The 26,267-nt window shown below is 70.8% G+C and carries 27 protein-coding genes; 7 read left to right on the plus strand and 20 right to left on the minus strand.

Annotation, left to right across the window (positions count from 1 at the left end; translation table 11 throughout):
- Nucleotides 1-105: 105 nt before the first annotated feature.
- Nucleotides 106-363 carry a hypothetical protein gene (locus tag OG219_RS41015; protein WP_266836411.1) on the plus strand — a complete coding sequence of 86 codons (258 nt, stop codon included), beginning with the start codon at nt 106-108 and terminating at the stop codon, nt 361-363.
- 222 nt (nt 364-585) lie between these two features.
- On the opposite strand, the gene OG219_RS41020 is transcribed toward OG219_RS41015, so the two are convergent.
- Together OG219_RS41020 and OG219_RS41025 are read right to left on the minus strand one after the other, a co-directional pair.
- Nucleotides 586-1,221 (minus strand): response regulator transcription factor, encoded by a 636-nt coding sequence (locus tag OG219_RS41020; RefSeq protein ID WP_266835473.1) that lies wholly within the window; start codon nt 1,219-1,221, stop codon nt 586-588.
- An 18-nt stretch (nt 1,222-1,239) separates the two neighbouring features.
- Entirely contained in the window at nt 1,240-2,487 is a 1,248-nt protein-coding gene (locus OG219_RS41025) for a sensor histidine kinase (protein ID WP_266835475.1), read from the minus strand.
- Between the two features lie 217 nt (nt 2,488-2,704).
- Between OG219_RS41025 and OG219_RS41030 the strand changes: the two genes are divergently transcribed.
- Nucleotides 2,705-2,908, plus strand: a complete 204-nt coding sequence (locus tag OG219_RS41030; RefSeq protein ID WP_266472649.1) for a hypothetical protein — start codon at nt 2,705-2,707, stop codon at nt 2,906-2,908.
- Nucleotides 2,909-2,946: 38 nt separating this feature from the next.
- On the plus strand, nt 2,947-4,605 hold the full coding sequence (locus OG219_RS41035) for a molybdopterin-dependent oxidoreductase (RefSeq protein ID WP_266835477.1): 1,659 nt from the start codon (nt 2,947-2,949) through the stop codon (nt 4,603-4,605).
- Nucleotides 4,606-5,004: 399 nt separating this feature from the next.
- Here the strand turns inward: OG219_RS41035 and OG219_RS41040 are convergent, their stop codons facing one another.
- A complete protein-coding gene (locus tag OG219_RS41040) occupies nt 5,005-5,688 on the minus strand; it encodes a hypothetical protein (protein WP_266835479.1) in 684 nt (227 codons plus the stop codon).
- A 222-nt stretch (nt 5,689-5,910) separates the two neighbouring features.
- Here OG219_RS41040 and OG219_RS41045 point away from each other — a divergent pair, with 222 nt between their 5' ends.
- The 3 genes from OG219_RS41045 to OG219_RS41055 all read left to right on the plus strand — a co-directional run bounded on the left by OG219_RS41045 (nt 5,911) and on the right by OG219_RS41055 (nt 8,297).
- Nucleotides 5,911-6,369 carry a MarR family winged helix-turn-helix transcriptional regulator gene (locus OG219_RS41045; protein WP_266835481.1) on the plus strand — a complete coding sequence of 153 codons (459 nt, stop codon included), beginning with the start codon at nt 5,911-5,913 and terminating at the stop codon, nt 6,367-6,369.
- A 92-nt stretch (nt 6,370-6,461) separates the two neighbouring features.
- Nucleotides 6,462-6,647, plus strand: coding sequence for a hypothetical protein (locus tag OG219_RS41050; RefSeq protein ID WP_266835483.1), 186 nt, complete (start codon nt 6,462-6,464; stop codon nt 6,645-6,647).
- Between the two features lie 186 nt (nt 6,648-6,833).
- Nucleotides 6,834-8,297: a hypothetical protein gene (locus tag OG219_RS41055; protein WP_266835485.1), complete on the plus strand. Its 1,464-nt coding sequence runs from the start codon at nt 6,834-6,836 to the stop codon at nt 8,295-8,297.
- Nucleotides 8,298-8,307: 10 nt separating this feature from the next.
- On the opposite strand, the gene OG219_RS41060 is transcribed toward OG219_RS41055, so the two are convergent.
- The 12 genes from OG219_RS41060 to OG219_RS41115 all read right to left on the minus strand — a co-directional run bounded on the left by OG219_RS41060 (nt 8,308) and on the right by OG219_RS41115 (nt 20,905).
- Nucleotides 8,308-9,531: an LLM class flavin-dependent oxidoreductase gene (locus OG219_RS41060; RefSeq protein WP_266835487.1), complete on the minus strand. Its 1,224-nt coding sequence runs from the start codon at nt 9,529-9,531 to the stop codon at nt 8,308-8,310.
- Nucleotides 9,528-10,895 (minus strand): NtaA/DmoA family FMN-dependent monooxygenase, encoded by a 1,368-nt coding sequence (locus tag OG219_RS41065; protein ID WP_266835489.1) that lies wholly within the window; start codon nt 10,893-10,895, stop codon nt 9,528-9,530. The genes OG219_RS41060 and OG219_RS41065 overlap by 4 nt, the downstream gene beginning before the upstream one ends.
- Nucleotides 10,896-10,907: 12 nt before the next feature.
- Nucleotides 10,908-11,810 carry a fumarylacetoacetate (FAA) hydrolase gene (locus OG219_RS41070; protein WP_266835491.1) on the minus strand — a complete coding sequence of 301 codons (903 nt, stop codon included), beginning with the start codon at nt 11,808-11,810 and terminating at the stop codon, nt 10,908-10,910.
- Between the two features lie 35 nt (nt 11,811-11,845).
- The gene (locus OG219_RS41075) at nt 11,846-13,144 is read right to left on the minus strand and encodes a pyridoxal phosphate-dependent aminotransferase (protein WP_266835493.1); all 1,299 of its coding nucleotides are present in this window, start codon (nt 13,142-13,144) and stop codon (nt 11,846-11,848) included.
- A gap of 229 nt (nt 13,145-13,373) precedes the next feature.
- Nucleotides 13,374-15,089, minus strand: a complete 1,716-nt coding sequence (locus tag OG219_RS41080) for an AMP-binding protein (protein WP_266835495.1) — start codon at nt 15,087-15,089, stop codon at nt 13,374-13,376.
- Complete coding sequence (locus OG219_RS41085; protein WP_266835497.1) at nt 15,086-16,204, minus strand: Glu/Leu/Phe/Val dehydrogenase dimerization domain-containing protein; 1,119 nt, start codon at nt 16,202-16,204, stop codon at nt 15,086-15,088. Before OG219_RS41085 ends, OG219_RS41080 begins: the two co-directional genes overlap by 4 nt.
- Nucleotides 16,205-16,247: 43 nt before the next feature.
- A complete protein-coding gene (locus tag OG219_RS41090) occupies nt 16,248-16,811 on the minus strand; it encodes a type 1 glutamine amidotransferase (RefSeq protein WP_266835499.1) in 564 nt (187 codons plus the stop codon).
- Between the two features lie 11 nt (nt 16,812-16,822).
- The gene (locus OG219_RS41095; protein WP_266835501.1) at nt 16,823-17,626 is read right to left on the minus strand and encodes an acetylglutamate kinase; all 804 of its coding nucleotides are present in this window, start codon (nt 17,624-17,626) and stop codon (nt 16,823-16,825) included.
- Nucleotides 17,623-18,678 carry an N-acetyl-gamma-glutamyl-phosphate reductase gene (gene argC, locus OG219_RS41100; protein WP_266835503.1) on the minus strand — a complete coding sequence of 352 codons (1,056 nt, stop codon included), beginning with the start codon at nt 18,676-18,678 and terminating at the stop codon, nt 17,623-17,625. The genes OG219_RS41095 and argC overlap by 4 nt, the downstream gene beginning before the upstream one ends.
- Nucleotides 18,675-19,526, minus strand: coding sequence for a RimK family alpha-L-glutamate ligase (locus OG219_RS41105; RefSeq protein ID WP_266835505.1), 852 nt, complete (start codon nt 19,524-19,526; stop codon nt 18,675-18,677). The genes argC and OG219_RS41105 overlap by 4 nt, the downstream gene beginning before the upstream one ends.
- A 1-nt stretch (nt 19,527) precedes the next feature.
- Nucleotides 19,528-19,713 (minus strand): lysine biosynthesis protein LysW, encoded by a 186-nt coding sequence (locus OG219_RS41110; RefSeq protein WP_266835507.1) that lies wholly within the window; start codon nt 19,711-19,713, stop codon nt 19,528-19,530.
- A 40-nt stretch (nt 19,714-19,753) separates the two neighbouring features.
- Nucleotides 19,754-20,905, minus strand: a complete 1,152-nt coding sequence (locus tag OG219_RS41115; protein WP_266835509.1) for an isopropylmalate synthase — start codon at nt 20,903-20,905, stop codon at nt 19,754-19,756.
- A 206-nt stretch (nt 20,906-21,111) separates the two neighbouring features.
- Between OG219_RS41115 and OG219_RS41120 the strand changes: the two genes are divergently transcribed.
- Nucleotides 21,112-21,861, plus strand: coding sequence for an arylmalonate decarboxylase (locus tag OG219_RS41120; protein WP_266835511.1), 750 nt, complete (start codon nt 21,112-21,114; stop codon nt 21,859-21,861).
- Between the two features lie 46 nt (nt 21,862-21,907).
- On the opposite strand, the gene OG219_RS41125 is transcribed toward OG219_RS41120, so the two are convergent.
- The 5 genes from OG219_RS41125 to OG219_RS41145 all read right to left on the minus strand — a co-directional run bounded on the left by OG219_RS41125 (nt 21,908) and on the right by OG219_RS41145 (nt 26,259).
- Nucleotides 21,908-22,573, minus strand: a complete 666-nt coding sequence (locus tag OG219_RS41125) for a response regulator transcription factor (RefSeq protein WP_266835513.1) — start codon at nt 22,571-22,573, stop codon at nt 21,908-21,910.
- Between the two features lie 27 nt (nt 22,574-22,600).
- Complete coding sequence (locus OG219_RS41130) at nt 22,601-23,755, minus strand: transposase (protein WP_266835515.1); 1,155 nt, start codon at nt 23,753-23,755, stop codon at nt 22,601-22,603.
- 361 nt (nt 23,756-24,116) lie between these two features.
- Nucleotides 24,117-24,254, minus strand: a complete 138-nt coding sequence (locus OG219_RS41135; RefSeq protein ID WP_266835517.1) for a hypothetical protein — start codon at nt 24,252-24,254, stop codon at nt 24,117-24,119.
- Nucleotides 24,255-24,373: 119 nt separating this feature from the next.
- Nucleotides 24,374-25,606, minus strand: coding sequence for an MFS transporter (locus OG219_RS41140; RefSeq protein ID WP_266835519.1), 1,233 nt, complete (start codon nt 25,604-25,606; stop codon nt 24,374-24,376).
- A gap of 95 nt (nt 25,607-25,701) precedes the next feature.
- On the minus strand, nt 25,702-26,259 hold the full coding sequence (locus tag OG219_RS41145) for an SDR family oxidoreductase (RefSeq protein ID WP_266835521.1): 558 nt from the start codon (nt 26,257-26,259) through the stop codon (nt 25,702-25,704).
- Nucleotides 26,260-26,267: the final 8 nt, after the last annotated feature.

Consider the following 26,267-nt stretch of genomic DNA (forward strand, 5'->3'; position numbering starts at 1 on the left):
CGCCCGGCGGCTCGCGGAACTGCACCCGAACGCCTCCGCGGGCTCCATCGAGGAAGCGGCCGGGAGGCCGACGTCGTGTTCTGCTGCACCAGCGCCCGGGAACCCGTGCTCGACCCGTCGTGGCCGGCCAAATGCGCCCACATCAGCTCCGTCGGCGGCTCCCACGGCCACGAACTCGCCCCCGACACCGTCCGCACCGGATCCCTCTTCGTCGAATGGCCGGGTGCCGCCGCCTCGGCTCCGCCGGCCGGGACCCACGAAATGCAAGGCATCCCGCCACACCGGATCACCCTCCTCGGCTCGGTCCTCGACGGCAGCCATCCCGGCCGTCGGGGACCCACCGAGCTGACAGTCTTCAAGTAGACGGGCCACGCCGCGCTCGATGTCGCCGCGGCGGCGGTGGTCCACGACGTCGCCCGCGCCCACGGCATGGGCACGACCCTGGAGATGTAGTGGCCACCACCCCGTGCTGCGACCTCGTCGTCGGCCAGACGATGGATCGCCGCGCCCCTCTGAGCGGACGCCTGAACTCCTACCGAGCTGGTCGTCAGTCGCAGATGTGCGCAATGGCCGGCATGCGGAGCGTCATTGGTGTGGTGTGGTGAGGATGCCGCGCGAGAGAGCGATGGTGACGGCTGCGGTGCGGTCGTTGACACCCAGCTTGACGAACGTGCGCAGCAGGTGCGTCTTCACCGTCGCTTCGCCGATGTACAGCTGCCGGCCGATCTCGCTGTTGGACAGACCTCGCGCGACGAGGCCGAGTACCTGAACTTCACGGGGGGTCAACTGCTCTCCGGCCGGTGCCTGCATGTGGGTCACCAGCCGGGCGGCTACCAGTGGGGCGAGGACGGTTTCGCCGCGGGCGGCCGCCCGGATCGCGTCGGTGAGGGTACCGATCGGCGTGTCCTTGAGCAGGTAACCGGTGGCGCCGGCCTCGATCGCCGGCAGGATGTCGGCGTCACCTTCGTAGGTGGTCAGCACTAGCACGCGAATGCCGGGGTGCTCCTGGCGGATGCGCGCCGTCGCGGTGGCGCCATCGGTGCCCGGCATCCGCAGATCCATCAGGATGACGTCCGGGCGCGTCGCGGCGGCGAGGACGATCGCCTCGTCGCCGGAGCCTGCCTCTCCAACGACCCGCAGGTCGTCGTAGGCCTCAAGCATCCCGCGGAGGCCGAAGCGTACGACGGGATGGTCGTCGACGATCAGGATGTGGACAGTCATCGAGCCGGTTCCGCCCGCTCAGTGGTCGGGTGTGGAGCTGAGGTCAAGCACAGGCTGCAGGTTACGCGCCGCCTGCTCGGCCGGGGCCAGCGGCAGCTCGACCCGCACCGTGGCGCCCTGGCCAGGAGCTGATCGCACCGTGCAGGTCCCGCCGAGGCCGGTGGCGCGGGTGCCAATGCCGGGCAGTCCGTATCCACCGCGGACGGTGGCCGGGTCGAAGCCCTTGCCGTCATCGGTCACGGCCAGCGCCATGAGGCCGTTTTCGTGGCGCAGTTCAATCTGCACCGTTGTGGCGTCGGCGTGCTTGCCGACGTTGGCCAAGGCTTCCTGCGCGGTGCGCAGCAGGGCGATGTCGGTGCCTGTCGGCGCGCCGGACCGCTCGCCGAAGATCGACACCTCGACGCGCGTACCCGTGTCGCGGGTATGCCGGGCGGCGAGCCGGTCCAGCGCATCCGCGAGGCTGCGGCCGGTCAGGTCGGCCGGGGCCAATGCGGCGATCAGCGAGCGTGCCTCGGCGAGGTTCTCGCGGGCGGTCTGTTCAAGGATGTCGAGCTGGCTGTCGGCGGCCGCCGGATCCCGGTGCAGGGTCGTCCGTGCGACTTGGGCGAGCATGAGGATGCTGGTGAAGCCCTGTGCCAGGGTGTCGTGGATCTCGGCGGCCAGACGTTCGCGTTCGGCATGGACGCCTGCCTGGTGGCCCGCGCGTTCCAGCGCTGCCCGTGTCCGGGTCAGTTCTTCGATCAGCGCGGCCCGTTTGCGGTTCTGCTCGCGGATGCCGGTCAGATAGGCGCCCACGAGGATCGTCACGGTCATGGGTACCAGAACGGTCACGCCGATCATCGCCAGCGTGTAGCGGCCGACTCCGACCGGCGCCAGCATGGCCCAGGCGAGTTCGGCGTAGAGGATGAGGAGCAGCGGTATACGTATCCGCCACCTCGCGACCATCACGAACAGCTGTGGGCCGAGCGCGAACAGCAGTGCGCCACTGATCGGGGCGATGGCGAGCAGGAGCGGGAAGGCGACCGCCAGGACGGCGAAATAGGCCGCGCCCCAACGCTCGTCGCGGTTTTCCATGGCCAGGGGAGCGACCAGGGCGTACCAGGCGACGATGACGGCGAGCGTGCCGAGGGCAAGGAGGCGTTGTCCGAGCGCGACGGTGACGTCGGCCGTTATGGCAACGGCCAGGGGTATCGCGACGGCGGCGATGAGGACGTGCCATCCGACGCGGTAGCGGTATCCGAAGTCGACGGTGCTGCGCGCTGTCACGTCCCGCCCACCTTCACCCGCCGAGATCTGCCCGCCAGTTTACGGGCGCTCACACCCAGAGTGCCTGACCCGGTGCCGAGGAACGTCCACGCACCGGTGGGGCCGTGCGTACGTCGATCGGTTGACAAGGGGGTCCAACCAAGCGTTGTTCCGGTCGCGGCCACCGAACCGTCACGCTCTTAACCGAGAACCTCGGCTCCACACCTGGAGGTACCCCATGAAGAAGAACTGGTTCGTCCTCGTCCTCGGTGCACTGCTGGTCCTTTTCGGCGCGGGCTGGACCTTGCAGGGACTCGACGTCATGAAGGGCTCCGCGATGAGCGGCGTGACGCTGTGGGCGGTCGTCGGACCGATCGTGGTGGTCGTCGGCCTGGCCCTGCTTGGCGTCGGCATCTCCCGGCGACGCCGGGTCAGCCGATAAGCGCCCACCAACTGTCCGATACCGACATGGAGACTCCGATGACAGGACGGCCGGCACCGGTGAAACCGCCCAAGCAGTGGTACGGCGAGCTTGCCGGCGTCGCGGCCACCGCACTCGCCCTGGGCGTCGGTGAACTGGTGGCAGCCGCGACGGGCGGGCCCTCAGCACCACTCGTGGCAGTGGGAGGCGTCGCCGTGGACGCCGCGCCGACTCCGGTCAAGGAGTTCGCAGTCACGCTGTTCTACACGTACGACAAGCTGGCGCTGCAGGCGGGAATCGTGGCTGTGTTGGCGGTCTTCGCCGCGTTCATCGGTGCACTGGCCATGCGCCGACTCGCATACGGGCTGGCCGGCGTCGCTGTGTTCGGGATGGTCGGCGTACTCGCGTCAGCCACCCGGGCCGGCGCCACGTGGGCGTACCCGCTGCCGACGGTGGTTGGTGCACTGGCCGCCGCAGGTCTTCTGGTGCTGCTGCGTCGCACCCTGCCGCGCCGCGCTGCGGTATCGGCACCAGACCTGGGGGACACCGGCCCGGAAACGAACGTGCCGGCGCAGGAAGCCCCCACCCCTGTGCAGGGCGCCCGTTCACCGTCGTCGGATGCCGGCATGCCGGTGGTGGACGGCGCGGGACAGCCACCGGACCGGCGACGGTTTCTCGCACTGGCGGTCGGGGCTATCGGTGCGGCCGCGGTGGCTGTACCGGGCGGACGCCGGCTCTGGGCACAGCGTGTGGCCGCGGCCCGGGACGCGGTGGTACTTCCATCGCCGTCGAGCCCGGCACCGCCGTTGTCCGCCAAGGTCTCCGCCGGCGTGCCCGGAGCGGAGCCGTTCGTGACCAGGAACGCGGACTTCTACCGGATCGACACCGCATTGACGGTGCCACAGATGGAACCGAAGGACTGGCGGCTGAGGGTTCATGGCCGGGTGAAACGGCCGCTGACGCTGACGTACGAGCAATTGCTGGCGCGGCCGATGGTGGAGCGGTACATCACGCTGGCGTGTGTGTCCAATGAGGTCGGCGGTGAGTTGATCGGCAACGCGCGGTGGTTGGGGGTACCGATCAAGGATCTGCTGGATGAAGTCGAGCCGGAGGGCGGGGCGGATCAGGTGGTGAGCCGTTCCGTGGACGGCTACACGGCCGGAACGCCGACGGCAGCGTTGCGTGACGGGCGGGACGCGTTGCTGGCGGTCGGAATGAACGGGGAGCCACTGCCGGTCGAGCACGGGTTCCCGGTCCGGATGGTGGTGCCCGGACTGTACGGATACGTATCTGCGACGAAGTGGTTGACGGAGCTGGAGCTGAGTCGTTTCTCGGACTTCAGCGCCTATTGGGTGCGGCGGGATTACGCGGCGTTGGCTCCGGTGAAGACACAGTCGCGGATTGACACACCGGCCGCGGGCAAGCGTCTGGAGCAAGGTCTGGTGATGGTGGCCGGGGTGGCGTGGGCGCAGCATCGTGGGGTGTCCGTGGTGGAGGTTCGCGTGGATGACGGGCCATGGCAGCAGGCACAGCTCGCGGCGGTGCCGTCGGTGGACACATGGCGGCAGTGGAGCTGGCCGTGGCAGGCGACGCCCGGCAAGCATCGCCTGCAAGTACGCGCCACCGACAACACCGGCCAGGTACAGACAGGACGGGTGCACAAGCCGTTGCCTGACGGGGCAACAGGCCGGCACACGATAGAGCTCACGGTTACCTGAGCATTTCCCGCCGGGCGCAGATGACTCAGTGTGCAAGGACCGTGCAGATGTGCTGACTTGCCGGCTCTCGCTTGAAGCGCGCCGATGGAGGCACCAGAGCTCGCAGTGGCTCCCCTCGATCACTGGAAGGCGGTGCGTGAGGCGACGGGGCCGTCCGGCGGAGGCCTGAACACACAGACTCCTCTACTCGGCTGAGTACGCTGGACACTGACCTCGAAGAACGACCCATCGCACGCCGCTCCGGGGCTCCGCAACTGGGGGTCAAGGGGTCGCAGGTTCAAATCCTGTCGTCCCGACGGTGCGAAGGGTCTTCGCGGGCGAGAGCCTGCGGGGGCCCTTTTCGTGTGGGTGGTACGGCTGGGAAGCTCGGGCCGGGAGCCTGAACCGTCCTCGCTTGCGTCAGTCGTCATTGCTGCTCGTGGTGACCTGGCGGACTTCGGGGAGTCGCTTGTCGTTCGCCGAGGTAGGGGCCATCCGTGTGATCGCGTTGGGCATCGCGCCGACGGTGAACACGCGGACCAGGTCGTCGACGGCGACGGTGGTGAAGGAGGCTTCAAACGGCACCCGGTCGGGCAGCGGGATCGTGTGGAATCCGGCCTCGAGATTGCCGTCGAAGACTCGCGTCGAGGTGCTCTTGGGCTCGGGGGGTGTGAAGGAGGTGACCCATAGGGCCTCGACGGTGGCGTGTGCGGGTTCTTCGAGTGTCAGCTGCGCGCATCGGCGGGCGGCGTCGTAGGTGATTTCGGCACCGTCCGGGCCTAGTTGCTCGTCGGAGGTGAGGGCCTCGACCTGGGCGGCGATGACACCGGCGATGCCTGCGAGTCCCTGGATGAACCTCACCCGCGGGTTGCGCTTGGAGACTTCGCCGCGCAGGTATTGCTTGGTGTCGGCCGGGACCATCCCGCCGAAGACCATTACGTCGAGGTCGGTGACGTCGTAGTCGTCGAGGACGTGGTCGAACTGGTTGGTCGCGTCGGCGGTGTAGCCCTTGGCGCGCAGGATGTCGACTGCGGCGACGAGGACGCTGGGGCTGCGGCCGACCACGAGGATGCGATCGGGTTCGTTGGCGGGCGTGGTGTTCATCGACAGATCTCCTTGGTGATGGATTCGAAGCCGGCGATGCGCTGCGGCTGGTCGAGTTGCGGGTCCGCCATCGGTTCGTCGCCGCCGGGGACGCGGCGCGTGGGTGGGTGGTGGATACGTGCTGCGCCCGCCTCCTATGTTGGCCCAGCCAATGTTGGCTTGTCCAACATACATCCAACATGGGCATTGTTGGCCGTCCCCACAATTGGGTAATCTGCAGGCATGCCTGCGCATCCCGTTCAGCCCGGCCGTACGCCGGATCGGCTCAAGGACCGCCCAACCTGGCTCATCGGTCGGGCCTACGCGCAGTCCGCGGCACTGCTCGCCGCCGGATTCGAAGCCAAGGGCGATGGCCTGCGCGGGTACCACTACCGGTTGCTCGCCGCACTCGAGCAGTGGGGGCCCGCAAGCCAGGCCGACCTCGGCCGCGATACCGGGATCGACCGAAGCGACGTCACCGCGGCACTCACCGAACTCGAATCACGCGGCCTCATCGAACGCAGGGTCAACCCCGACCACAAGCGTCGAAACATCGTGACGATTACGCCCCAGGGCCTGGACACCCTCCTCGACCTCGACGACGTGATCGACCAGATCCAAGAAGCTGTGTTGGCGCCCTTGACGGTTGCTCAGCGACGTCAGTTCGTCAGCCTCATGTCGCGGTTGGTTGCTGTCACCTGACGGTGCGGAATGCGGCGGAGTTGGGATTCACGGGGTCCGAGCAACGCTCGTATGATGCGAAGCCGGGACGGATGCCAATTCCGGAGGTCGGCGTGTGTGCCTTGGTCCTGATGCTGGCATTTGGTGCCGTGTTACTGATCATCGGCATCATCCAGGGCTACCTCACCACGGCGATCTTCGGTGGCCTGGTGCTCGCCTTTGTCGTGTGGGCTCTTGTGAGCGCCAAGGGCCACGAGGGCGACGAGGACAGCGACTACGCCGATGACAGTGAAGCCTAGTTTCGGGCTTGACTGCGTACGGCGGAAGGCTCGGGCCGAGCGGCTGAGAGGTGTAGGCCGAGGGCGGCGCAGTGCTGTGAGAACACAATGAACATAACGATCAAGAGCGTGGCCCCTCGGTCGCGGCCTCCTTAGCATCACCACTCGCGGCGCAACGGTGCGTCCGCGAGTACAGGGAGCCGCAGCATGGACAGGACCCGAACGTTCGCACGCATCCCCAGACGGTTCCGGTCGGCCAAGCAGCGCCGAATCGGGTTGGCCGCCTGCCTTGCCGGCGTCGTAGTCGGCGCTCTCACGAGCGCGCCTTCGGCCCAGGCTGAGGCGGGCCATCCGGTTTCCACCGCATGCCCGTCGAACCTGGCGGGAAAGGCCACCTGCTACACCGGCCAGGATGCGAACGGGGCCTTCTACGCGATCGCCGTCCCCAAGACATGGAACGGCTCGCTCGTCGTACATGCCCACGGCGGCCCCGACCTCGGCGAAGGCTCCGACCCCGGCCGCAGCGTCGACGATCTGGACCGCTGGTCGGTCATGGTGGACGAGGGCTACGCCTGGGCCGGCTCGTCCTATCGGCGCGGTGGCTACGGCACCCGGATGGCGGCCGCCGACACCGAGAACCTGCGGCGCCTGTTCGTAGAGGAGTTCGGCAAGCCGAAACGCACCTACGTGCACGGCCAGTCCTGGGGCGGGAACGTCGCCGCCAAGGTCGTGGAGACCTACGGCAAGAAGAACGGGCCGTACGACGGAGCCCTGCTCACCAACGGCGTCCTCGGCGGCGGCTCACGCGGCTACGACTACCGGGTCGACCTGCGCGTGGTCTACCAGTACTACTGCCAGAACCACCCGCGTCCCAGCGAGCCCCAGTACCCGCTGTGGCAAGGGCTGCGCGCCGACTCGACCATGACATCCGCCGGGCTCCGCGCCCGCCTGCAGGAATGCACGGGATTCGCATCCGCCCCGCAGGAGCGGACCGCGCTGCAGCAGCGCAACCTCGACGACATCCTCGCCGTCACGAAGATCCCCGAGCGCACCCTGGAGTCACACCTGCGGTTCGCGACCTTCACCTTCCGCGACATCGTGCACAACCGGCTCGGCGACCGCAATCCGTTCAGCAACCAGGGCGTGCGGTACGCCGGTTCACACGACGACAAGGCGCTCAACGCCGGCGTCGCGCGGTTCTCCGCCGACCCGACCGCCGTACGGGACCTGTCCTACGACAGCGACCTCACCGGCAAGGTCGCCATCCCGGTCCTCACCCTCCACGCGATCGACGACCCGACGGCGTTCGTCGAACACGAGGCGGCCTACCGAGCCTCCCTCCAAGGCGCGCACCGGGAGAAGTACTTGGTGCAGACGTTCACCGGCGAGAGCGAGCACAGCGGACTGAGCAACTCGGAGTACGCCAACTCCATCTCCGCCCTGGACGCGTGGGTGCGCACCGGAAAGAAGCCGACGGCCCGGTCGATCGCGGCATCGTGCGCGGCGTTCGACGAGACGTACGGCACCGGCTGCTTCTACGACCCGGACTTCCACCCGGGCCCCTACGCGTCACGGGTCAACGCACGGCCGGGCGGGCTCGCTTGGCCGGCCATGACCGCCGCCCGGGAGAAATCCTGGAGCCGCATCGACGGCGTCGGAATAGCTCCCTGAGGTCGCCGGCTCATCCGGTTCCGGAACCTGCGTTTGCGTAGCGGCTGTTCGGGCGGGCCAGACCCAGGTGTCCGCGCAGGGTCGTGGCGTCGTAGGCGGTGCGGAACGCGTCGCGTCGCTGCAACTCCGGGACCAGGGCGCGGGTGATCGCGGCGAGGTCGTGCGGCAGGGTGCCGGGGCGCAGGCGGAAGCCGTCGAGGCCGGCGGTGCGCCAGTCGAGCAGCAGGTCGGCCAGGTCGCCGGGCGTGCCCGTGAAGATCTCGGCGTCCGAGGCGAGTTCGGCGCCGTCCAGCGCGTCCAAGGAGGCCTTGCGGCGGGCGGCGGCGCCCGGTTCGTCGTCCAGGAAGACGAGCAGTTCCGCGAACCGCTTGAGCGGCCGGGCCCGTACGTCCCGGCACACCGCCGCCACCGCCTCGTCGACCTGCCCGAGGATCGCCCGGGCGCCCACGAGGCTGTGCGGGGTGACCAGCACGACATCGGAGGCGTGCGCCGCGAACTCGTACGGCGTGGAGGCGTGCGCCAGGCTCACGACCAGCGGCTGGCCCTGCGGCGAACGCGGCGTGATCGAGGGGCCCTTGACGGTGAAGTGCGGGCCCTCGAAGCCGATGTGGTGCAGCTTGGCGCGGTCGATGAAGCGGCCCGTCGCGGTGTCCCGTATCTCCGCGTCGTCCTCCCAGCTGTCCCACAGCCGCCGCGCCACCTCCACCACGTCGACGGCCTCGGCGAACAGCGGCCGCAGCCGCGCCGCGATCAGTTCCGGGTCGCGCACGTCCTCGTCGGTCAGCAGTGGTGTCGTACGGCGGCCGAAGTGGGCGGCGTCGGTGGCGCGTGCGGAGATCTGCGGGCGCCAGCCGGCCCGGCCCTCGGCGGCGTGGTCGAGGGTCGCGATGCCGATGGCGATGTGGAAAGGCTCGGTGTGCGTGACGTTCGTGGTGGGGACCAGGCCGATGTGCGTGGTCAGCGGGGCCAGATGGGCGGCGAGCAGCACCGCGTCCAACTGGCCCCGGACCTGGTCGACGCGGTCGTCGAGCCGGTGGAAGGCCGCGGACTGCGGGCCCAGGGCGTCCTCCAGGGTGACGAAGTCGAGCAGGCCACGCTCGGCCTCGGCCACCAGGTCGGCCCAGTAGCCGGGCGTGAACAGCTCGCCGGGCCGGGCGTCCGCGGCCCGCCAGGCCGCCGGATGCCAGCCCGCGCCGTCCAAGGCGACGGCGAGGTGCAGCGGGGTGCCGGTCACGAGTCCTCCTCGGTGGACGTGCGGGTGCGCGGGCGCAGGCCCAGGTGGTCCCGGAGCGTCGTCCCCGTGTAGTCCTCGCGGAAGACGCCCTTCTCCTGCAGCAGCGGCACCACCCGGTCGACCACGTCGTCCAGGCCGCCGGGCGTCAGATGCGGGACAAGGACGAAGCCGTCGGCCCCGTCGCTCTGCACGAAGTGGTCGATGGCGTCGGCCACGGTGCGCGGGCTGCCGACGAAGGTCTGGCCGCCGTGGACCTCGATGACCAGCCCGCGGATGCTCAGCCCCCGCTCCTCGGCCAGCTTGCGCCACCGCCGTGCCGTTTCCTCCCGGCGGCTGCTGTTGCGGAACACCGAATGTCCCTTCAGGAGCTGGGAGTCGGGCTCCGGGTCGACGTCGGGCAGCGGCCCGTCCGGGTCGTACGCCGACAGGTCGCGGCCCCACACCGCCTCCAGGTGGGCGATCGCGGTCCCCGGGCTCACCTGGGCGCGGGTGATCTCCTCGGCGTACGCCACGGCCTCCGCGTCGGTGTCGGCGACCACGGCGGTGGCGGTGGGGACGACCAACAGGTCGTCGGGGCGGCGGCCGTACCGGGCCAGGCGTCCCTTGACGTCCCGGTAGAAGGCGCGGGCCTCGTCGAGCGAGTTGTACTTGCTGAAGATGACGTCGGCGTCTCGCGCGGCGAACTCCCGCCCCGCGTCGGACTCCCCGGCCTGGATGACCACGGGATGTCCCTGCGGACCGCGCGGCGTGTTGAACCGCCCCGCGATGTCGAAGTGCCGCCCCCGGTGCGCGAACGCACCAGCGCCGGAGTCGGCGAACTCCCCGGTCCGCGCGTCGGCCCGCACCGCGTCGTCGGCCCAGCTGTCCCACAACTCCCGTGCCGTACGCAGGAATTCGGCGGCCCGGCTGTAACGATCGGCCTCGGCGAGGAAGCCGCCCCGGCGGAAGTTCTCGCCGGTGAAGGCGTCGAAGCTGGTGACCACGTTCCAGGCCGCGCGCCCGCCGCTGAGGTGGTCCAGGGTCGCCAGCCTGCGCGCCACCTCGTACGGCTCGTTGAAGGTGGCGTTGACGGTGGCGGCCAGTCCCAGCCGGTTCGTGACGGCGGAGAGCGCGGCGAGCAGCGTCAGGTTCTCCGGGCGGCCCACGACGTCCAGGTTGTAGAACTCGCCCTTGTGCTCGCGCAGTCGCAGTCCCTCGGCGAGGAAGAAGAAGTCGAACCTGCCGCGTTCGGCGGTCCGCGCGAGCCGTACGAAGGAGTCGAGGGCGATCTGGCTCCGTGACCGCGGGTCGGACCACACGGTCACGTTGTGAATGCCGGGCAGCTGCGCCGCGAGGTGCACCTGTTTTCTGACGACCGCGGTCATGGAGTCTGCCTCTCAGACGAGGGGAGCGGGGGAGACGTACCGCACCGTGTTGTCGAAGGCCACGCCGTGGCTCTTGACGTCGATGGCGATGCGGTCGCCGTCGGCGATCCGGAAACCGTCGTGGAAGCTGGCCTCGTCGGCGCCCAGGAGTACGTAGTTGACCAGTCCGGGCCGGCGCACCGCAGGGAACGAGAACAGGTGCTCCGCCATGTCCCGGATCCGGAAGTACAGGGCGTCGTCGCCGCAGTCGAAGCTGCCCTCCCAGGCGGTCGCGCCGTCCCGCTCGATGGTGACCCGGCCGGTCACCGAGGCCGGCGGCTCGCCGAGGAACAGCCAGGGCGTGAGGGCGGTGTCGCACAGCTTGCAGTACGGGTTGTAGCCGGGGTCCTGGCGGTGCAGGCCGATGTCGCACAGGTCGTTGCCGAAGGTGTAGCCCGCGTAGTGCGGGGTGCCGTCGGCGTCGTTGACGTAGACGAGGGCGACCTCGGGCTCCTCGATGAGGGCGACCGGGTTCGCGGGCACGGTCAGCGGCTCGCCCGGCAGCCTTACCCAGTCGCCGAAGCCCTTGAAGAACCACTTGGGCGGCGTGAACTCGCCCTCCGGGGCGGACTTCCCGCCCCACTTCTTCTTGTGCGTGCCCATGAAGCCGCTCAGCAGGGCGTTCCCGGTGGCCGTCGGAAGCAGTGGCGGCAGCGGCCGCAACTCCGGGTCGCCGGCGGTGACGGTGACCGCCTCGGCGCCTTCGGTGACGGCGGCCTTGATCGCGTCCGCCGAGCCGTCGGTGGCGATGAACGCCGCCGCGAGCTGCCCGTCGGCGACCCGGTACAGGGTCTGCTCGGTGCCCGGCTCGGGGAGGCCGAAGCCGACGTGACGTTCGCCCTGGTAGAGGGCCTCGAAGAGGATCTGGTCAGACATGGGGAAGGTTCTCCTGGGCTCGTGGGAGTTGGGAATCAGGACTGCGGGGTGAGGGAGAGAGCCGCCGTGCCGGTGAGGTCGGTGAGGATCGCGGCTATGCGATCAACTGCCCCACGGATCCACGGCAGTTCGAGAGGGTCCGGTGCCGCGAGGGCGGCCCGGCGCTGCTCGTCCGTGTCGCCGTAGAGGCGGCTGGTGGCGGCCCGGATGCGCAGTGCGTGCCGGGACTCGCCGAAGGCGCTCGCGGGGAGTACGCCGAGGCCGTGGCGGTCGGTGAGGAAACGGGCCAGGTCGTCGCCGTCGAGGACGCCGTGCGTCCGCGCCAGGTGGTCCCGGAGCGGTTCGAAGTCCGGGTAGAGGTAGCAGGTCGCGCGGACCGGGGCCAGGAGGGCGCCGGCCGCGGTGAAACGGTCGGCGACCGTGCGCGCCACCGCTTCGTGCAGCCGGCGGCTCGCCGCGATGTGCTCGGTGATCTCCGGGGGCTCGCCGAAGGCGTACGCGGCCGCCGTCTGCACGGGTGCCGTCGGGCTGGACCAGATCTGGCTGGCGATCGAGACGAGCCGGCCGTGCAGGGCCCGCCCGAGGTCGCCGTCCGGCAGCCGGGCCACCCCGGTGCGCCAGCCGCCCAGCGCCAGGTTCTTGGTGAGCCCGGTGGTGACGACGGTGCGCTCGGGGGCGTGCCGGGCCGGGGACTCGGCGGGCGCCGAGGGGGCGTACACGAGGTCGCAGTAGATCTCGTCCGAGATGATGACCAAATCCAACTCCTGTGCCACCAGTGCCAGTTGACGCACCACTTCAGGTGAGGCGACGGTGCCTGTCGGGTTGTCCGGCACCGTCACCACCACGGACCGCGGATCCCGCCCCGCGGCACGCGCCTCGGTGACCGCCTCGCGCAGCCGCTCCGGGTCCGGCACACCGCCCTGGCCTGGCGGGGTCCGTACGCCGAGGGGGCGGGCTCCCGCGAGCTTGGCCTGCGCCGCGTAGCTCACCCAGCTCGGCACGGGCACGACCACGTCGCCGCCGACGGCGAGCAGCAGCGCGAACAGCAGCGGCTTGCTGCCCGGACCCGCGACGACCAGTGCGGGATCGGTGGCGAGTCCGCGTCGCCCCCAGTACCCGGCGGCGGCCGCACGCAGCGCCTCACTCCCGGGCACGGGGCCGTACGCGTTCTCCTCCGCCGCGGCGGCCAGCCGCTCCCGCAGGGCGGGGTGGGCGGGCAGGCCGATCTCGCCACTGGTCATCGACAGCACCTGCTCCCCGGCGCGACGCCGCCGGGCCATGGCCTCGTCGGCGGCGAGCGTCGCCGACATGGAGACCGGTGCGGGTTCGGGCATTTCTGGCTCCAACGAGGATGAGGGCGAGGGTGAGGACGGGTTGGGGGATGGGGGAGAGGGGCGGCTGGTCTGTCGGGGAGGCGGCCGCGCCGGGTCGGTGGCTGGGTGGCTCAGTGGATCGGCCAATCAGCCGGCGGTGAGCAGGTGGGCAGGCGGGCAGGCGGGCCGATGGGGCGGGGTCTCGGCGTACCGGCGACCGGACCGCCGACTCGCCGGTACGCCGAGCCGGTCAGCTCGTCGGCGCTCCGTACCGCTGTCGCAGCTCCGCCTTGCGGACCTTGCCCGTCAAGGTCTTCGGGAGAGCCGGGAGCAGCTCCAGGCGGTCCGGGAGGAAGCGGGGGTCCTGGCCCGACTCCCGCAGGTGGCTGCGGATGCCGTCGAGCGACGGGACCGCGCCGCCGGCCGGGACCACCACCGCGCAGATCTCGGTCCCGCCGGGGGCCGACTCCGACGGCAGACCCACCACCGCGGCCTCGACCGCCTTCGGGTGGCTGCCGATCAGCGCCTCCAGCTCCGTCATCGGCGCCACCACGCCGTCGCGGTGGATCGCGTCGCGGGCGCGGCCGATGATGCGGATGCCGCCCCGGCCGTCGTCCCGCGCCAGGTCCCCGGTGTCGAACCAGCCGTCCGCGCCCAGCTCCGCCGCGAACGCCTCCTCGCGCCGGTGGTAGCCGAGCGCGAGGGATGCTCCGCGTACCCGGAGCCGGCCCACGAGACCGCTCTCCCCGTTCTCCCCGTCGATGCCATGGGGGTCCCCCCGTTCGAGCGAAGCCGAGAGTGGGGGAAGGTCGACGCGGATCTCCATGGCGTCGATGGCGCGGCCGTTGCTGTGTGCCGCCCAGTCGTCGGGGTCCTCGGGCCGCGTCATGGTGACCGGACCGTTCTCCGACATGCCCCACAGCGAGTGGGCGCGGGCGCCGAGGGCGTCGTGGACCTCGGCGGCCAGCTCCGCGAGGACCGGCGCGGAGCCGATCACCACGTGCCGCAGGGAGCTCGTGTCCCGCTTCCGGGTCCGCTGCGAGGCGGCCACGTCGGCGAGGGTGGCGGGCGGCCCGTACAGGAGTGTGGCGCCGTAGTGCTCGACCAGGTCGAGCAGCGCCTCGTTCCTGCGGATGTCCTGGAACGCCACCGTGCCGCCGACCATGACGCCCGCGAGGACGCCCTGTGCGAAGCCCGAGTAGTGGACGAGAGGCGTGGACACGGCGGCGACCCAGTCGTCGCCGAGCCCGAAGGCGTCCACATAGCCGCGTACGGCGGAGTGGACGGTGTTCTGGCTGTGCAGCACGCCCTTGGACTCGCCCGTGGTGCCGGAGGTGAACAGGACGACGAACGGTTCGTCGGCCGTCAGCGCCAGGCCGTCCAGGTCGGCGGCCCGGTGCTCCTCGCGGGCCGTGGCCACGAAGTGGTCGTGGAAGGACAGCGCGCCCTCGGGGGCCTGCCCGTCCACCACCAACACGTGGTCGAGGGAGGGGAGTTCGTCCTTGAGGTCGGTGACGATCTGTGCCAGCGGGGTGCCCGACCACTCCGGGAGCGTCACGCACACCCGGGCCTCGGTGAGGCCGAGACGGTGGCGCAGCTCGTCCTCGGGGCAGATTGGCGACATCGGGCAGATGACGGCGCCGACCCGCATGCCGGCGAACATCAGCGCCACCATCTCCCACCGGTTGGGGAGCTGGACAGCGACGAAGTCCCCGCGTCGCACGCCGAGTTCGAGCAGTGCCAGCGCGAACCGGTCGGTGAGGCGGGCCAGTTCGGCGTAGTCGAGGGTGTCGGTGCGGGACTCGGCGATCCGGCGGCCCGCGATCGCGAGCTTGTGCGGCCGTATCCGTGCCTGGCGGTGCAGGTCGTCGAGGAAGGTCTCGTCCCGCCACCAGCCCCGGCGCCGGTACTCGGCCGCGTGCGGAGCCGGGCCCGGGGTGGCGCGCTCGGTCGCCGCCGTGGTCATCCGCGCTCCTTTCCGCGGACGTCGAGCAGCTCGGTCAGCGGGTCGCCCGGACTCCCGGCGGCGATCTCCAGCAGGTCCCGAGTGTTGCGGCGGACGCAGTCGCCGACCCAGTCGAAGACCCATGCCTTACGGGCCTCCGCCGGCAGGTCGAAGGGCACGACCCGGGTGACGGCCAGGGCGGCGGAACCGGCCCCGCCGATGTTGGCGATCACGCCCGGCACCAGGAAGGCGCCCGAGGCCCGCACCTTCTCCCGCGCCTCGGCGGTGGAGGAGATGTTGCCGCCCTCGACCACAAGGCCGGCGCGCAGCCGGTGGGCGTTGTCCGCGTTCAGCGCGTGCTTCTGCGCCGCCAGGATCAGCAGGTCGGCGTCGACGTCGAGCCAGGCGTCCGGCTCTGCGGTGACGGTGACCTGCTGCGGCAGTCGGGAGCGGTCGATCCGCCCGAACTCGTCGGTGACGGCGACCAGTTCGGCCACCGGCAGCCGGTCGGCGCTGATGGTGCCCTCGACGTCGGCGACGCCCACGATCACATGCCCGCGGTCCTCCAGGAACCGCGCGACGGCCCGGCCCACCGCGCCGAAGCCCTGCACCACGACCCGGGCAGGACCGCTGCGGCCGCTCGCCTCCAGAGCGGTGACCGCCGCGACCCCGACGCCGTGTCCGGTGCAGTCGATCAACGGCTCGTAGTACGTGCGCCAGTCGATCGGCATGTCCGGGGCACCGGAGCGGTAGCGGGGGTCGTAGCCGGCCTCGGCGAAGAACACGGCCCGGTCGGCCGGGGTGACCCCCATGTCGATGCCGAGGTGGATACCGCCGTGCAGCAGCGGCTTCACGGTGCGGCCGAAGGTGCGGAAGGTCTCCTCGCGGTCGGTGCCGTCGGAGACGATGCCGCCCTTCGCGCCGCCGATGGGCAGCCCGGCCAGCGTGAACTTCTGGGTCATGTCACGGGCGAGGCCGGCCACCTCCTCCTCGGTGACCCCCGGGGTCATCCGCACACCGCCCATGGCCAGACCCTCGTACAGCGTGTCGACGACCACCCAGCCCTTGAGCGCGCCGCCGCTGCCGTTCAGGTGGACCGTGAACGCGGGGTCCTGCGAGGTTTCCAGATCACTCATTGCCTAGTCCAAATCCTTGATCGAGTACGGGAATTCGGGGCCGTCACCGGTAGAGCTGGGCGAAGCCGCGCAGGATCTCCAGGCCGTCGCTGCGGAACTCCAGATGTGCCTGGGCGCCGAAGATGCGGCCGTCGTCGGAGCGCAGGAACTCCACGGGCGCGTGCTCGGAGCGGCCGATGGAGCGGAAGCCCTCGGGGGCCTCCTGGAGATAGAGGGTGTGCCGGTGGAAGACCGTCACCGTCGGCTTCACGTAGGTGAAGAGCGGCTCCGACTTGTCGACCTGCGCCTCGTGGCCGCCGACCCGCTGCGGTCCCTCGGCCAGGCGGCCGCCGGCCGCGACCGCGAGGATCTGCATGCCGCCGCAGATCCCGAGGACCGGGACGTCGGAGGTCATGACGAGGTCCACGAGCGGCTTGTAGTAATCGCGGTCGTAGGCCCGCACCTTGGTGCCGCTCAGGACGATCGCCTGGTAGCGGCCGTCGAGCCGGGCGGGCACGGACGCGGCGTCGACCGCCTCGGTGTCCGAGCCCAACTCCTCGAACCTGCTGCGGAGTTGCTTCAGGGACAGCGTTCCGTTGTTGACGACGAGTACGCGGGAGTGCGCCACGTGCTTGCTCCTCAGGTGCGGGTGATGGCGGTGCCCGTGCGGGCGGCGAGCAGATCCGTGACGGTCGCGCTGCCGATGACGACGCGCTCCACGCCCCCGTCCAGGGCCTCGCCCGCGGCGCGCAGCTTCTTGCGCATGCCGCCGGTGGCGCCCTTGTCGCGGAAGGTGCCCGCGGCCTTCGCGGTGATCCGGCGCACCGGCTCCCCGTCGATCAGCAGATGGGCGACATCGGTGACGAGCACCAGGTCGGTGGCGCCGGTGGCGGCGGCGATGGCGGCGGCGGCCCGGTCGGCGTCGGTGTTGACCTCCTGGCCCGCCGCGTTCCTGGCCAGCGGGGTGACGAGGTAGGCGTGGCCCGGCTGGAGGTTCTTCAGCGATGCCGGGTCCACCCCGGTGATCGGGCCGACCAGGTTCTCCAGCTCGACGAGTTGCCTGTCCTGCCACCACCAGCGCTCGCCCTCGCCGGCGGCGACCAGTCCGTCGCTGCCGAGCAGCCGTTCCGCGGCGATGCCGCGCTGTTCGAGGCGGCCGAGGACCTCCTCGCCAAGGCGGGCGCTGACGGTCTTGATGTCCGCGATGACCTCGGGCGTGGTCCAGCGGCTCTGGTTGCCGTACCGGTCGCGCAGGATCGCCGACGGCTCGCTGTAGCGCGGGCTGAGCCGCTTCAGCGGCTTGGACCAGCCGTGCACCAGGACCAGTGGCCGCTCCCGGCCGTGCCGGGCCAGGTCGTCCCACCAGTCGCCAGCGAGGTCGTCCAGGCAACTGCCGCCCAGCTTCACCACGGTGGGCGCGGTCCCGGCTGCCGTCCCGCTCATGCGGGCATCACCGGCTGCATCGTCAGACCCGTCTCCTCGGGCAGCCCGAACCGGATGTTGGCGGCCTGGACGGCCTGGCCCGCCGCGCCCTTGACCAGGTTGTCGAGGGCGGCGAGTACGACGATCCGGCCGCCCTCCTCGTCGTGCAGGGCGGTCACGTCGCAGTAGTTGGAGCCCAGCACGGCCTGCGGGTCGGGCACCGGGATCAGCGTCTCGGCGTGCCGCCGCACCCGCACGAAGCGGTGCTCCTTGTAGTAGCGGACGTACGCCCGCTGCAGCTCGCGCTGGTCGACCGGGTCGTCGGTGAACACGTAGGAGCTGGTGAGCAGGCCGCGCACATGCGAGACGCCGTACGCGGACATGCTCAGCGAGCCGACGGTGCCGGGCTTGCCGCGCTCCAGGAAGTCGCCGACCTCGGCGGCGTGCCGGTGCCCGGTGGGGGAGTACGGGGTGATGGCGCCGCTGCGGAACGGGTGCAGGTCGGAGGTGCGCAGCTGCAGGCCGCCGCCGCTGGAGCCGCTCTTGCCGTCCACCACCACGGTCTTCAGGTTCAGCCCGAGGCCGAGGGTGAGCGGGGCGAGGCCCAGGGTGATCGCGGTGGCGTAGCAGCCGGGCAGCGAGATGAGCGCCGCGTCCGTCAACTGGTCGCCGATCAGCTCCGGTACGCCGTACACGAAGCGGTCCGCGAGGTCGGTGCGGCGCTTGACCTTCGGGTACCAGCGGTCGTGCAGCTCCGGGGTGCGGATCCGGAAGGCGCCGCTGAGGTCCACGACGGCCGGCACCCGGTCCGCGAGCAGCGCGGCCAGCTCCGCGGACACCGGTGCGGGCGTGGCCAGGAAGACGACGTCGACCTGGTCGGCGATCTCCTCGGTGACCGGCTGCACCGTCAGGCCCAGGTCGAGACGGAGATTCGGGTGCAGCTCGGCCGGGCGCCGGCCGATGTTGGAGGAGCCGCCGAGGAAGGTCAGCTCCAGATCGGGGTGTTGGGTGATCAGTCGGATGAGATCGCCGCCGGCGAGCCCGGAGGCGCCGACGACTCCCGCGCGGATCATGCGATCAGCTCCTGCACGTAGCGGGCGACGGCCGACGGGATGTCCGCCCCGGTCGCCGAGGCCACCGCCCGGAAACCGGGCGCGTGGTTGACCTCGTTGACGACGTAGCCGTCGGCGGTGCCGAAGAGGTCGACTCCGTAGATCCCGGGGCCGAGTTCGGCCACCACCCCGTCGATGATCTTCAGTACGTCGGGGTCGTGGGCGACGGCGCGGCTGCTGTTGCCGAGCGCCGCGTTGTTGCGCCAGTCGGTGCCGCCGGAGGCGAACTCCGCGGCGCCGACCAGCTCGTGGCCGACGACCAGGCAGCGCACCGACGTGCCGCCGCCGAGGTACGGCTCGACCAGGCAGGCCTGCTCGAAGGCGTGGCCGAGATCCTCGACGTAGTCGTACACGGACTGGGCGGTGTCGGCGTGCCGGATCAGGGTGACGCGCTTGCCCATGCCGCCGTAGACCGGCTTGAGGACCAGCGGCAGTTCCAGTTGGTCGAGGGACTTCTCGAAGTCCTTGCGGGACAGCACGAGCCGGTACTCCGGCACGGGCACCCCGGCGGTGCGCAGCACCGTGCGCAGGACGGCCTTGTTCTCACAGGCGTGCACCGCCCTCGCCGTGTTGAGGACCGGCACGCCTGCCGCCTCGGCGAGGGTGGCGATCAGGCCGCCGCGGGTGTAGCTGCGGCTGCGCAGCAGCAGCGCGTCGTAGTCCTGCACGGAGGGGGCGTCCGGGTGGCCGAGGCACAGGGACTCGTCGTTGACCCACTCGATGTTCAGGCCGAAGTCCGGCGCGGCCTTGATGAGTTCGCGTTCCTCCCAGCTGATCCGGTCCGCGACGATGGCTACCGACTTGGCCATCTCACTGACCCCAGTCGCGCAGCTGCACCTCGACCATGTGCAGGGTCAGCTGCCCGTCCTGGACGTCCTCGACGCGCAGCGTGAGCATGCACTCGGGGCAGGAGAGGGTCTCGCCCCGGTCGATCGGCGGCACGGTCAGGTCGGTCTCGCATTCGGGGCAGACGCCGTTGAGAGTGGCGGTGGGCATGGCACAACTCCTGGTGTGTCAGGGTGAATTGGGGTGGTGTTCAGGCGGCCTGGAAGTCGATGGCGGCCTTGCGGATGGCGTCCTGGTCGAGGAGCGGGCCGTCGGTGCGCTCCTGCCGGTCGACCAGCCACGGGGTGAACGCCTCGACGTCGACGAAGACGCCCGAGCCGTCGAGCGCCCACTTGACGAGCGCGGGTGTGAGACGGCTGCGGACCCGCAACTCGCGGACGTTGCCGACGAGTTCGGCGGGCAGCGTCTCGTACGCCGCCGGATGGTTGAGCTGACCGGGCAGCTCGTAGGCGAAGGCGTGCGGTGTGGTCGGCCCGGACTGGAACGCCTCGCCGAGACCGGCGCCCTTGAGGGCGACCCGCGACAGCTCGGTGAGATGGGTCAGGTCGAAGCGGGTGTCGCCGTGGATGACGCGCAGGGAGGTGAGCAGCTCGGCCAGCGGTGCGTTGCCGCCGCGCTCGCCGATGCCTCCGACGGTCGCCGAGATCCACTGGGCTCCCGCGCGCACCGCGGCCAGGGAGTTGGCGACGGCCATGCCAAGCATGTTGTGCGAGTGGATCTCGATCTCGGAACCGTCGATCGCGGTGAGACCGGCGATCACCTTCTCCATCTGCCAGGGCGACAGGTACGCCACGGTCTCCGCGAGCCGGAACCGGTCGGCCCCGGCCTCGAAGCCCGCGGCGACGTAGGGGACGAGCCGCTCCTTGGGGGTGCGGGCGCCGTCCTCGCCGCTGAAGGTGACGTGGAAGCCGCGCTCCTTGGCCTGCGAGATCGCCGAACGGGCCAGCGTCTGCAGGAACTTGGGGCTGGACGAGCCGAGCTTCAGCTGGGCGTGCTGCTCGGAGGTGGGGATGGAGTACATGATGTGCCGTACGCCCAGCCGCTCGGCCTCGTCGAGAGCCTCGGCGACCTGCCGGCGGTCCCGCACCACGACCAGCGTCATGCTGCGCTCGGGGCCGACGGCCTCATGGGTGGCGAGGACGAGATCGGCGTCCTTCGAGCCCGGTCCCGACACCATGCCCACCTCGACCAGCTCGACGCCGGTCCTCACCAGCAGACGGGCGATGGTCGCGGCGTCCTTCGGGCCGAACTCCACGCCGGCCATGTGCGCGGAATCCCGCAGGGTCGCGTCGGAAATGCGGGGCTGCGCCGGTATTTCCTCGGGGATTTCTTCGGTGGTCATTGCCTTCACTCCTCAAGGGTTCGGCAGGCCGTGGTTCATACGCTCTCCCGAACTCCGGGGCAGAACAAGGGGATTGGGGTCAGGGCTCTGTGAGGGAGTGTCAAGGAGTGTCAAGTAGGAAAGGGAGTGCAAGGCCGGTGTGCGCCCGAGGTCATTTCCAGGGGAGTTGTCCGCCGTCGCTGTGACAGGCGTCCTACGGTGCGGGCATGGACCTTTTCTCAAACCCCAGGCTCGGGCTCGTCGTACCGCCGGAAAACCCCACAGCGGAACCGGAGTTCAACCACTTGGCGGGCGCCGGAATGAATGTGTTCACCGCGCGTTTCCCGGTGACGCCAGGAACGGAACTCAAGGAAATGCTGGAGACGTACAACCGCGTACTCCCCGACACCCTCGGCGACTTCGGTGAACTACGCCTGGACGCCGCCGTGGTGGCCTGCAGTGCTTCGCACTACCTGCTGAACCCCGACGGCGACCGTGCGTTGTGCGAGGAACTGTCGGAGCGCGTGGGCTATCGCGTGGCGTCGTCGACGCAGGCGATCCTCGCGCTGTGCGAGGCGCTCGGCGTGGCCCGCCTGACGCTCGTCTCGCCCTACCAGCCGTGGCTCACCGACACCTCCCGCGCCTTCTGGGAGCGGGCCGGGCTGCAGGTCGACGACGTGGTGCTCGTCCCGGCGGCGCGGAACCAGGACGGGAGCGAGCACTACGACCCGTACCGGGTGACCACGCCGGAGATCCTGCGGCGCATACGGGAACGCGGGCTCGCGGACGGCACCGCGGTGCTGTTCACCGGCACGGGCATGGGCACCATCGCCGCCCTCACGGAGCTCGCCCGCGAGGACCCCGGCCGCCCCCTGTTCTCCTCGAACCTGGCGTCCGTCTGGTGGGCGCGGCGCGCGGTGAGCGACGCCGGCGCCGCCCACTCGCTGCTGCGGGACCTGGACGACCGGATTGCGTGACACGGCAAATGGCCCCGGGTGACATGAAGTCGCCCGGGGCCCAGTGTCAGCCGGCGTGGCCCATTCGATAACCGACGCCGCGGACCGTGATGATCCATCCACTGGATCCCAGTTTCGCCCGCAGACTGCTTACATGCGTGTCGATGGTGCGGCTGGTCCGCGACCAGTTGCTGCCCCAGACCTTCGCCATCAACTCCTTCCGGGTCACCACGGTTTCCGGATTGGCGGCCAGCAGGTGGAGCAGCTCGAATTCCTTCGACGTGACGTCGACGATCCGGTCGCGCACACGCACTTCCCGGGTTCGCGGATCGATGTGGAGCGGGCGCAGCGAAATGGTCTCGGAAACGGTCGACCGGGGCCGGGTACGGCGCAGCACCGCCTCGATACGTGCGCCGATTTCCCGGAATCCCCAGGTTTTCACCACACAGTCGTCCGCGCCCGCCCTGAGGGCGAGGACCCTTTCCAGTTCCTCGTCGATACGCGTGAAAGCGATCATGGGGATGTCACTCTCGGCCCGTAAGGACTGGCACACTTCCAGTCCGTCGATATCGGGCAGTTCCAGGGAGAGCAGGACGAGATCGGCGTCACGGTAGATGCGAAGGGCGTGCGCGCCGGTGTCGACGCTGAGTGTGGTGTATCCCTGCCGGCGCAGATCACGCATCAGGGCTTCGGCGGTGCAGGCGTCCTGCTCCACCACGAGTACGTTGCTCATGTGGGGGGCCTTCCTCTTCGCGCCGCGTCAGCTCGCGGCCGTGCCCGCCGCGGCGGGCACCGGCGTGACGGGAGCCAGGCCGGGGCCGGCGGGGAGATTTCGGAAGGCGTACGCGGCCGAGGCCAGGGTCATGTGGTGGTGCCAGCCGGGGAAGGAGCGGCCCTCGAAGTCGAGGGCGCCGAACTCCTTCCGCAGTGCGGTGACGGCCGTGCGGACGGCGGCTCGGCTGCGTACCGGCGCGATGACCTCCTCCACGCTCCGGTCCGTGAGGCTGGTGATCCAGTACCGGGCGGCCCGGCGTCCGTCCGGGGCGCGCAGCTTCAGGATGCGGTAGCTGACCGAGCCGTCCTCCCGGCCGGTGCTGCGCCGCGGCAGGCGCACGGTCCCTGCGTAGATGTGGATAGGTATCGCCTTGACCGTGCCGTCCGGCGCCTGCCGCGTGATCACCTGCGGCTTCCGGGCGTACCGGCCCTCCATCAGCTCGCCCACGGTGATCACCGTCGGGAAGCTGTCCCCGGTGAACACGATCTGGCCGGGGTCGACCTCGCAGACGATGTCCAACTGCTGCCTGGCCAGCCCCGCCAGGACGCCGCTCGCGTCGTCGCTGCGCGTCAGGTCGAGTACCCAGGGCACGGCGGGCAGCCGGGGCTGCGCCACGACGTCGGCGGCGAGGTCGAGGACATGGCCGCCGACGGGACGCGCGGTCTCCGACTCCGGTATGCGTGCCCGGAGTCTGCGCTGCCGGTCCCGGCCCCAGGCGTCGTTCAGGACGAGACTCCAGTCCACGGGGAAGCAGTGGGCGCCCGCGGCCAGGAACAGCCCCACCGCCCGCTGGCAGTTGACGGTCAGTCCGGTCCCGGCGTCCACGCGGCGGTGCACGCCCACCGAGTGCTCGCCACGCTTGGGGATGATGAGTTCGGCGACGGTCCAGGCGTACGGCGTGGTGCTCGCGGCGACCCGCAGGGCGAGCCGGCTCCGGACCGGTGCCCAGTCCCACGGGCTGGCGTTGATGAACTGGTGCATGCCCTGTGCCGCGGCCGGTGGCAGCGCCTCGGCCCGCGCCATCCGCCGTGGCGTCTTGCGGCAGGTGCCATGGAGCAGGCCCCGCAGATACGCCCGGGCCCAACGGCGTTGCTCCGCCCGGTGGAGCGGACTGAAGATCTCCTCGAGGTACGTCTGCATGCGGGCTTCTTCGCCCGCATCCGCCGCGCGTATCTCTCCTGACGACATCTGACGTCACGCCCCCTAGAACTCGATCGCTCGCACCCCGGCAGGTGTACCGAGCAGCCTCGCGGCCACAAAAATACCTTCTCGAAGGAAAATTTCACGGGGTGCACGGCGACTTCGCGACTTCGCCCTCTGACCAGCGCCGAAAGGGGACCGGGAGGTGTGACGGGCGGCACAGATGCCGGTGAACCGGCCTGCCGGGGGTGTGCTGTCCGGGGTCGGACGCAGTGTCAACAGATCGTGAACAAAAGGCCGATGACCGCCGAAGGCCGGGGGATGTACCTTCGGCGGCCGTTCATGGCCCGGCGGGGGCGCGTCAGCGACCGGCCGCCAGGGTGTCGGGCCGGCCGCCCGACGGGCGGCCCACGACCGGGAGTTGGTGGAGGCGGACGTTGTGGCCGGCGCCGTCCGCCGCCGCGTACGGCAGGTGCGGACGGTCCTCCAGGAGCTCCAACTGTTTCTGCAGGTCTACGGGATTGTCCTACGCCCAGTCGCCAGAAGGTGCAGGGCCGTCACGAGGATGGCCCCCGAACTCCCCCACGGGGGAGGGACGTTCGGAGGCCGTCCGGCGTCCTACGCGCCGACGCGCTTCGCGGGGAAACCGTGGCTGCGGGAGAGGACGACGACCACGAGCACCGGCAGCAGGAGCAGGAGCATGGTCCAGGGGAAGGAGTCGCTGCCGACCACGTCGAGCAGGATGCCGCCGATGACACCGCCGGCCGCCATGGCCACGTTCCACAGCGTGACCAGCATCGCCTGGGCCGCGTCGGCGGATTCGCCACCGGCGTCGCCAGCGGCCGTCTGCAGCAGGGTCGGCACGCCGCCCCAGCCCAGGCCCCACAGGAGGGCGGCGACGTACACCAGGGCGGTGGTGTCGGAGAGCACGGCAAGCAGCGCCGCCGACACGGCCACCAGCAGGGTGCTGGCGATGGTCAGGGAGCGCAGCCGGCGGTGGATCTGGGCGCCCACGATCCAGATGCTGAGCAGGGAGGCGGCACCGAAGACCAGCAGCACCACGTCGGTGTCGCCGCCCATGCCCAGGTCCTCCAGGAACGTGGCGACGTAGGCGTACAGCACGGTGTGGGCCAGAACGAAGGCCAGCGTGACGAACAGCACCGGGGCCACGCCCGGGACGCGCAGCGCCTCCAGCATCTTCGGGCGCTCACCGGCCGGCTGCCCGGGGTAGTCAGGCACGGCCACGAAGATCCACACCAGCAGCACCACCGTGAGCACCGTCATCGCCACGAACGCCGTGCGCCAGCCGAGCGTCTCGCCGAGGAAGGTGCCGGCCGGCACACCGAGCGAGAGCGCCAACGGAATACCGGCCATGGCGACGGCGATCGCCTTGCCCTGCAGCGCGACGGGCGCCATGCGCCGGGCGTACCCCGCGAGCAGCGCCCAGGCCACACCGGCGGCGACACCCGCGACGAACCGCGCCGCCATCGTCACGCCGTAGTTCGACGACACGGCGGTGACGGTGTTGGCCACGGCGAAGCCCGCCATGGCGGTCAGCAGCAGTACCTTGCGCCGCCAGGCCGCGGTGGCCGCGGTCAACGGGATCGCGGTCAGGGCGGTGCCGATCGCGTAGATCGTCACCGTCTGGCCGGTCGCGGACTCGCTCATGCGGAGGTCGTCGCTCATCGCGGGGAGCAGGCCCGCCGGGAGGGTCTCGGTGAGGCTGGTGATGAAGACGGCCGTGGCGAGGGCCAGCAGGGCGAAGAGCGGGAGCTTCCGCCGTTCCTCCGCGTCGGGTGCGGCGCGGGTGTCCTTGCCGGGGGTGGTTGTGGTGTTGGAAGACGTGCTCATGCCGTGATCTCCGGATCGTCTGGGGACGGTGTGCGTTCGGGGTTCTGTGTGCTGGGGGCGTTTCGGGTGCTGGGCGAACCGGCACGTACGTCCGGCTACGGGTGGCCGAGACCGCCGTCGACGGGGAGCCGGGCGCCGGTCGTGAACGTCGCGTCCGTTGCGAGGAACAGCGCGGCCCGGGCCACCTCCTCGGCGGAGCCGAGGCGCCCCAGCGGCGGCAGGGGTTCGGCGCCGCCGGCCGGCGCCTCGATACAGCTCGCGGCCACCGCGTTGACGCGGATGCCGCGCGGGGCGAGCTCGGCGGCGAGCGTGCGCACGGACGCCGGGGTCGGGGCGGCGGCGGTGAGCACCACCGCGCCGCCGTCGTCGAGGTGCGGCAGCAGCGGACGAGCGGTCGGTACGGCATCGGCGAACACGAGGTCGACGCCGCCGTGGCCGGTGCCGTCGACCGGTCCGAGGGCGGACTCGACGGCGTCCGGGGCGACCACCCGGGCCGCGGAACCCAGTTCGGCGCTCGCGTACGCCCGCTCCTGAGCGGTGCCCGCGGTCAGCAGGACCTCCGCGCCGCCCTCCACGAGCCGCTTCGCGATGGCCAGACCGATCCCGTTGGCCTGGTCGACGACCACGGCCCTCCTGCCCGCGTACCTGGTCATGGCTGCCG

The sequence above is a fragment of the Streptomyces sp. NBC_00038 genome (assembly GCF_026343635.1).
Classification (GTDB): domain Bacteria; phylum Actinomycetota; class Actinomycetes; order Streptomycetales; family Streptomycetaceae; genus Streptomyces.

Bases quoted from the DNA above. Each gene is read 5' to 3' on its own strand.
- OG219_RS41105 (WP_266835505.1), bottom strand. From the start codon at position 19,526: ATGGCCAAGTCGGTAGCCATCGTCGCGGACCGGATCAGCTGGGAGGAA.
- OG219_RS41095 (WP_266835501.1), bottom strand. From the start codon at position 17,626: ATGAGCGGGACGGCAGCCGGGACCGCGCCCACCGTGGTGAAGCTGGGC.
- OG219_RS41140 (WP_266835519.1), bottom strand. From the start codon at position 25,606: ATGAGCACGTCTTCCAACACCACAACCACCCCCGGCAAGGACACCCGC.
- OG219_RS41065 (WP_266835489.1), bottom strand. From the start codon at position 10,895: ATGACCGCGGTCGTCAGAAAACAGGTGCACCTCGCGGCGCAGCTGCCC.
- OG219_RS41035 (WP_266835477.1), top strand. From the start codon at position 2,947: ATGACAGGACGGCCGGCACCGGTGAAACCGCCCAAGCAGTGGTACGGC.
- OG219_RS41030 (WP_266472649.1), top strand. From the start codon at position 2,705: ATGAAGAAGAACTGGTTCGTCCTCGTCCTCGGTGCACTGCTGGTCCTT.
- OG219_RS41125 (WP_266835513.1), bottom strand. From the start codon at position 22,573: ATGAGCAACGTACTCGTGGTGGAGCAGGACGCCTGCACCGCCGAAGCC.
- OG219_RS41075 (WP_266835493.1), bottom strand. From the start codon at position 13,144: ATGCCCGAACCCGCACCGGTCTCCATGTCGGCGACGCTCGCCGCCGAC.
- OG219_RS41115 (WP_266835509.1), bottom strand. From the start codon at position 20,905: ATGACCACCGAAGAAATCCCCGAGGAAATACCGGCGCAGCCCCGCATT.
- OG219_RS41020 (WP_266835473.1), bottom strand. From the start codon at position 1,221: ATGACTGTCCACATCCTGATCGTCGACGACCATCCCGTCGTACGCTTC.
- OG219_RS41110 (WP_266835507.1), bottom strand. From the start codon at position 19,713: ATGCCCACCGCCACTCTCAACGGCGTCTGCCCCGAATGCGAGACCGAC.
- OG219_RS41130 (WP_266835515.1), bottom strand. From the start codon at position 23,755: ATGCAGACGTACCTCGAGGAGATCTTCAGTCCGCTCCACCGGGCGGAG.
- OG219_RS41045 (WP_266835481.1), top strand. From the start codon at position 5,911: ATGCCTGCGCATCCCGTTCAGCCCGGCCGTACGCCGGATCGGCTCAAG.
- OG219_RS41145 (WP_266835521.1), bottom strand. From the start codon at position 26,259: ATGACCAGGTACGCGGGCAGGAGGGCCGTGGTCGTCGACCAGGCCAAC.
- OG219_RS41055 (WP_266835485.1), top strand. From the start codon at position 6,834: ATGGACAGGACCCGAACGTTCGCACGCATCCCCAGACGGTTCCGGTCG.
- OG219_RS41040 (WP_266835479.1), bottom strand. From the start codon at position 5,688: ATGAACACCACGCCCGCCAACGAACCCGATCGCATCCTCGTGGTCGGC.
- OG219_RS41085 (WP_266835497.1), bottom strand. From the start codon at position 16,204: ATGAGTGATCTGGAAACCTCGCAGGACCCCGCGTTCACGGTCCACCTG.
- argC (WP_266835503.1), bottom strand. From the start codon at position 18,678: ATGATCCGCGCGGGAGTCGTCGGCGCCTCCGGGCTCGCCGGCGGCGAT.
- OG219_RS41080 (WP_266835495.1), bottom strand. From the start codon at position 15,089: ATGACCACGGCGGCGACCGAGCGCGCCACCCCGGGCCCGGCTCCGCAC.
- OG219_RS41070 (WP_266835491.1), bottom strand. From the start codon at position 11,810: ATGTCTGACCAGATCCTCTTCGAGGCCCTCTACCAGGGCGAACGTCAC.
- OG219_RS41120 (WP_266835511.1), top strand. From the start codon at position 21,112: ATGGACCTTTTCTCAAACCCCAGGCTCGGGCTCGTCGTACCGCCGGAA.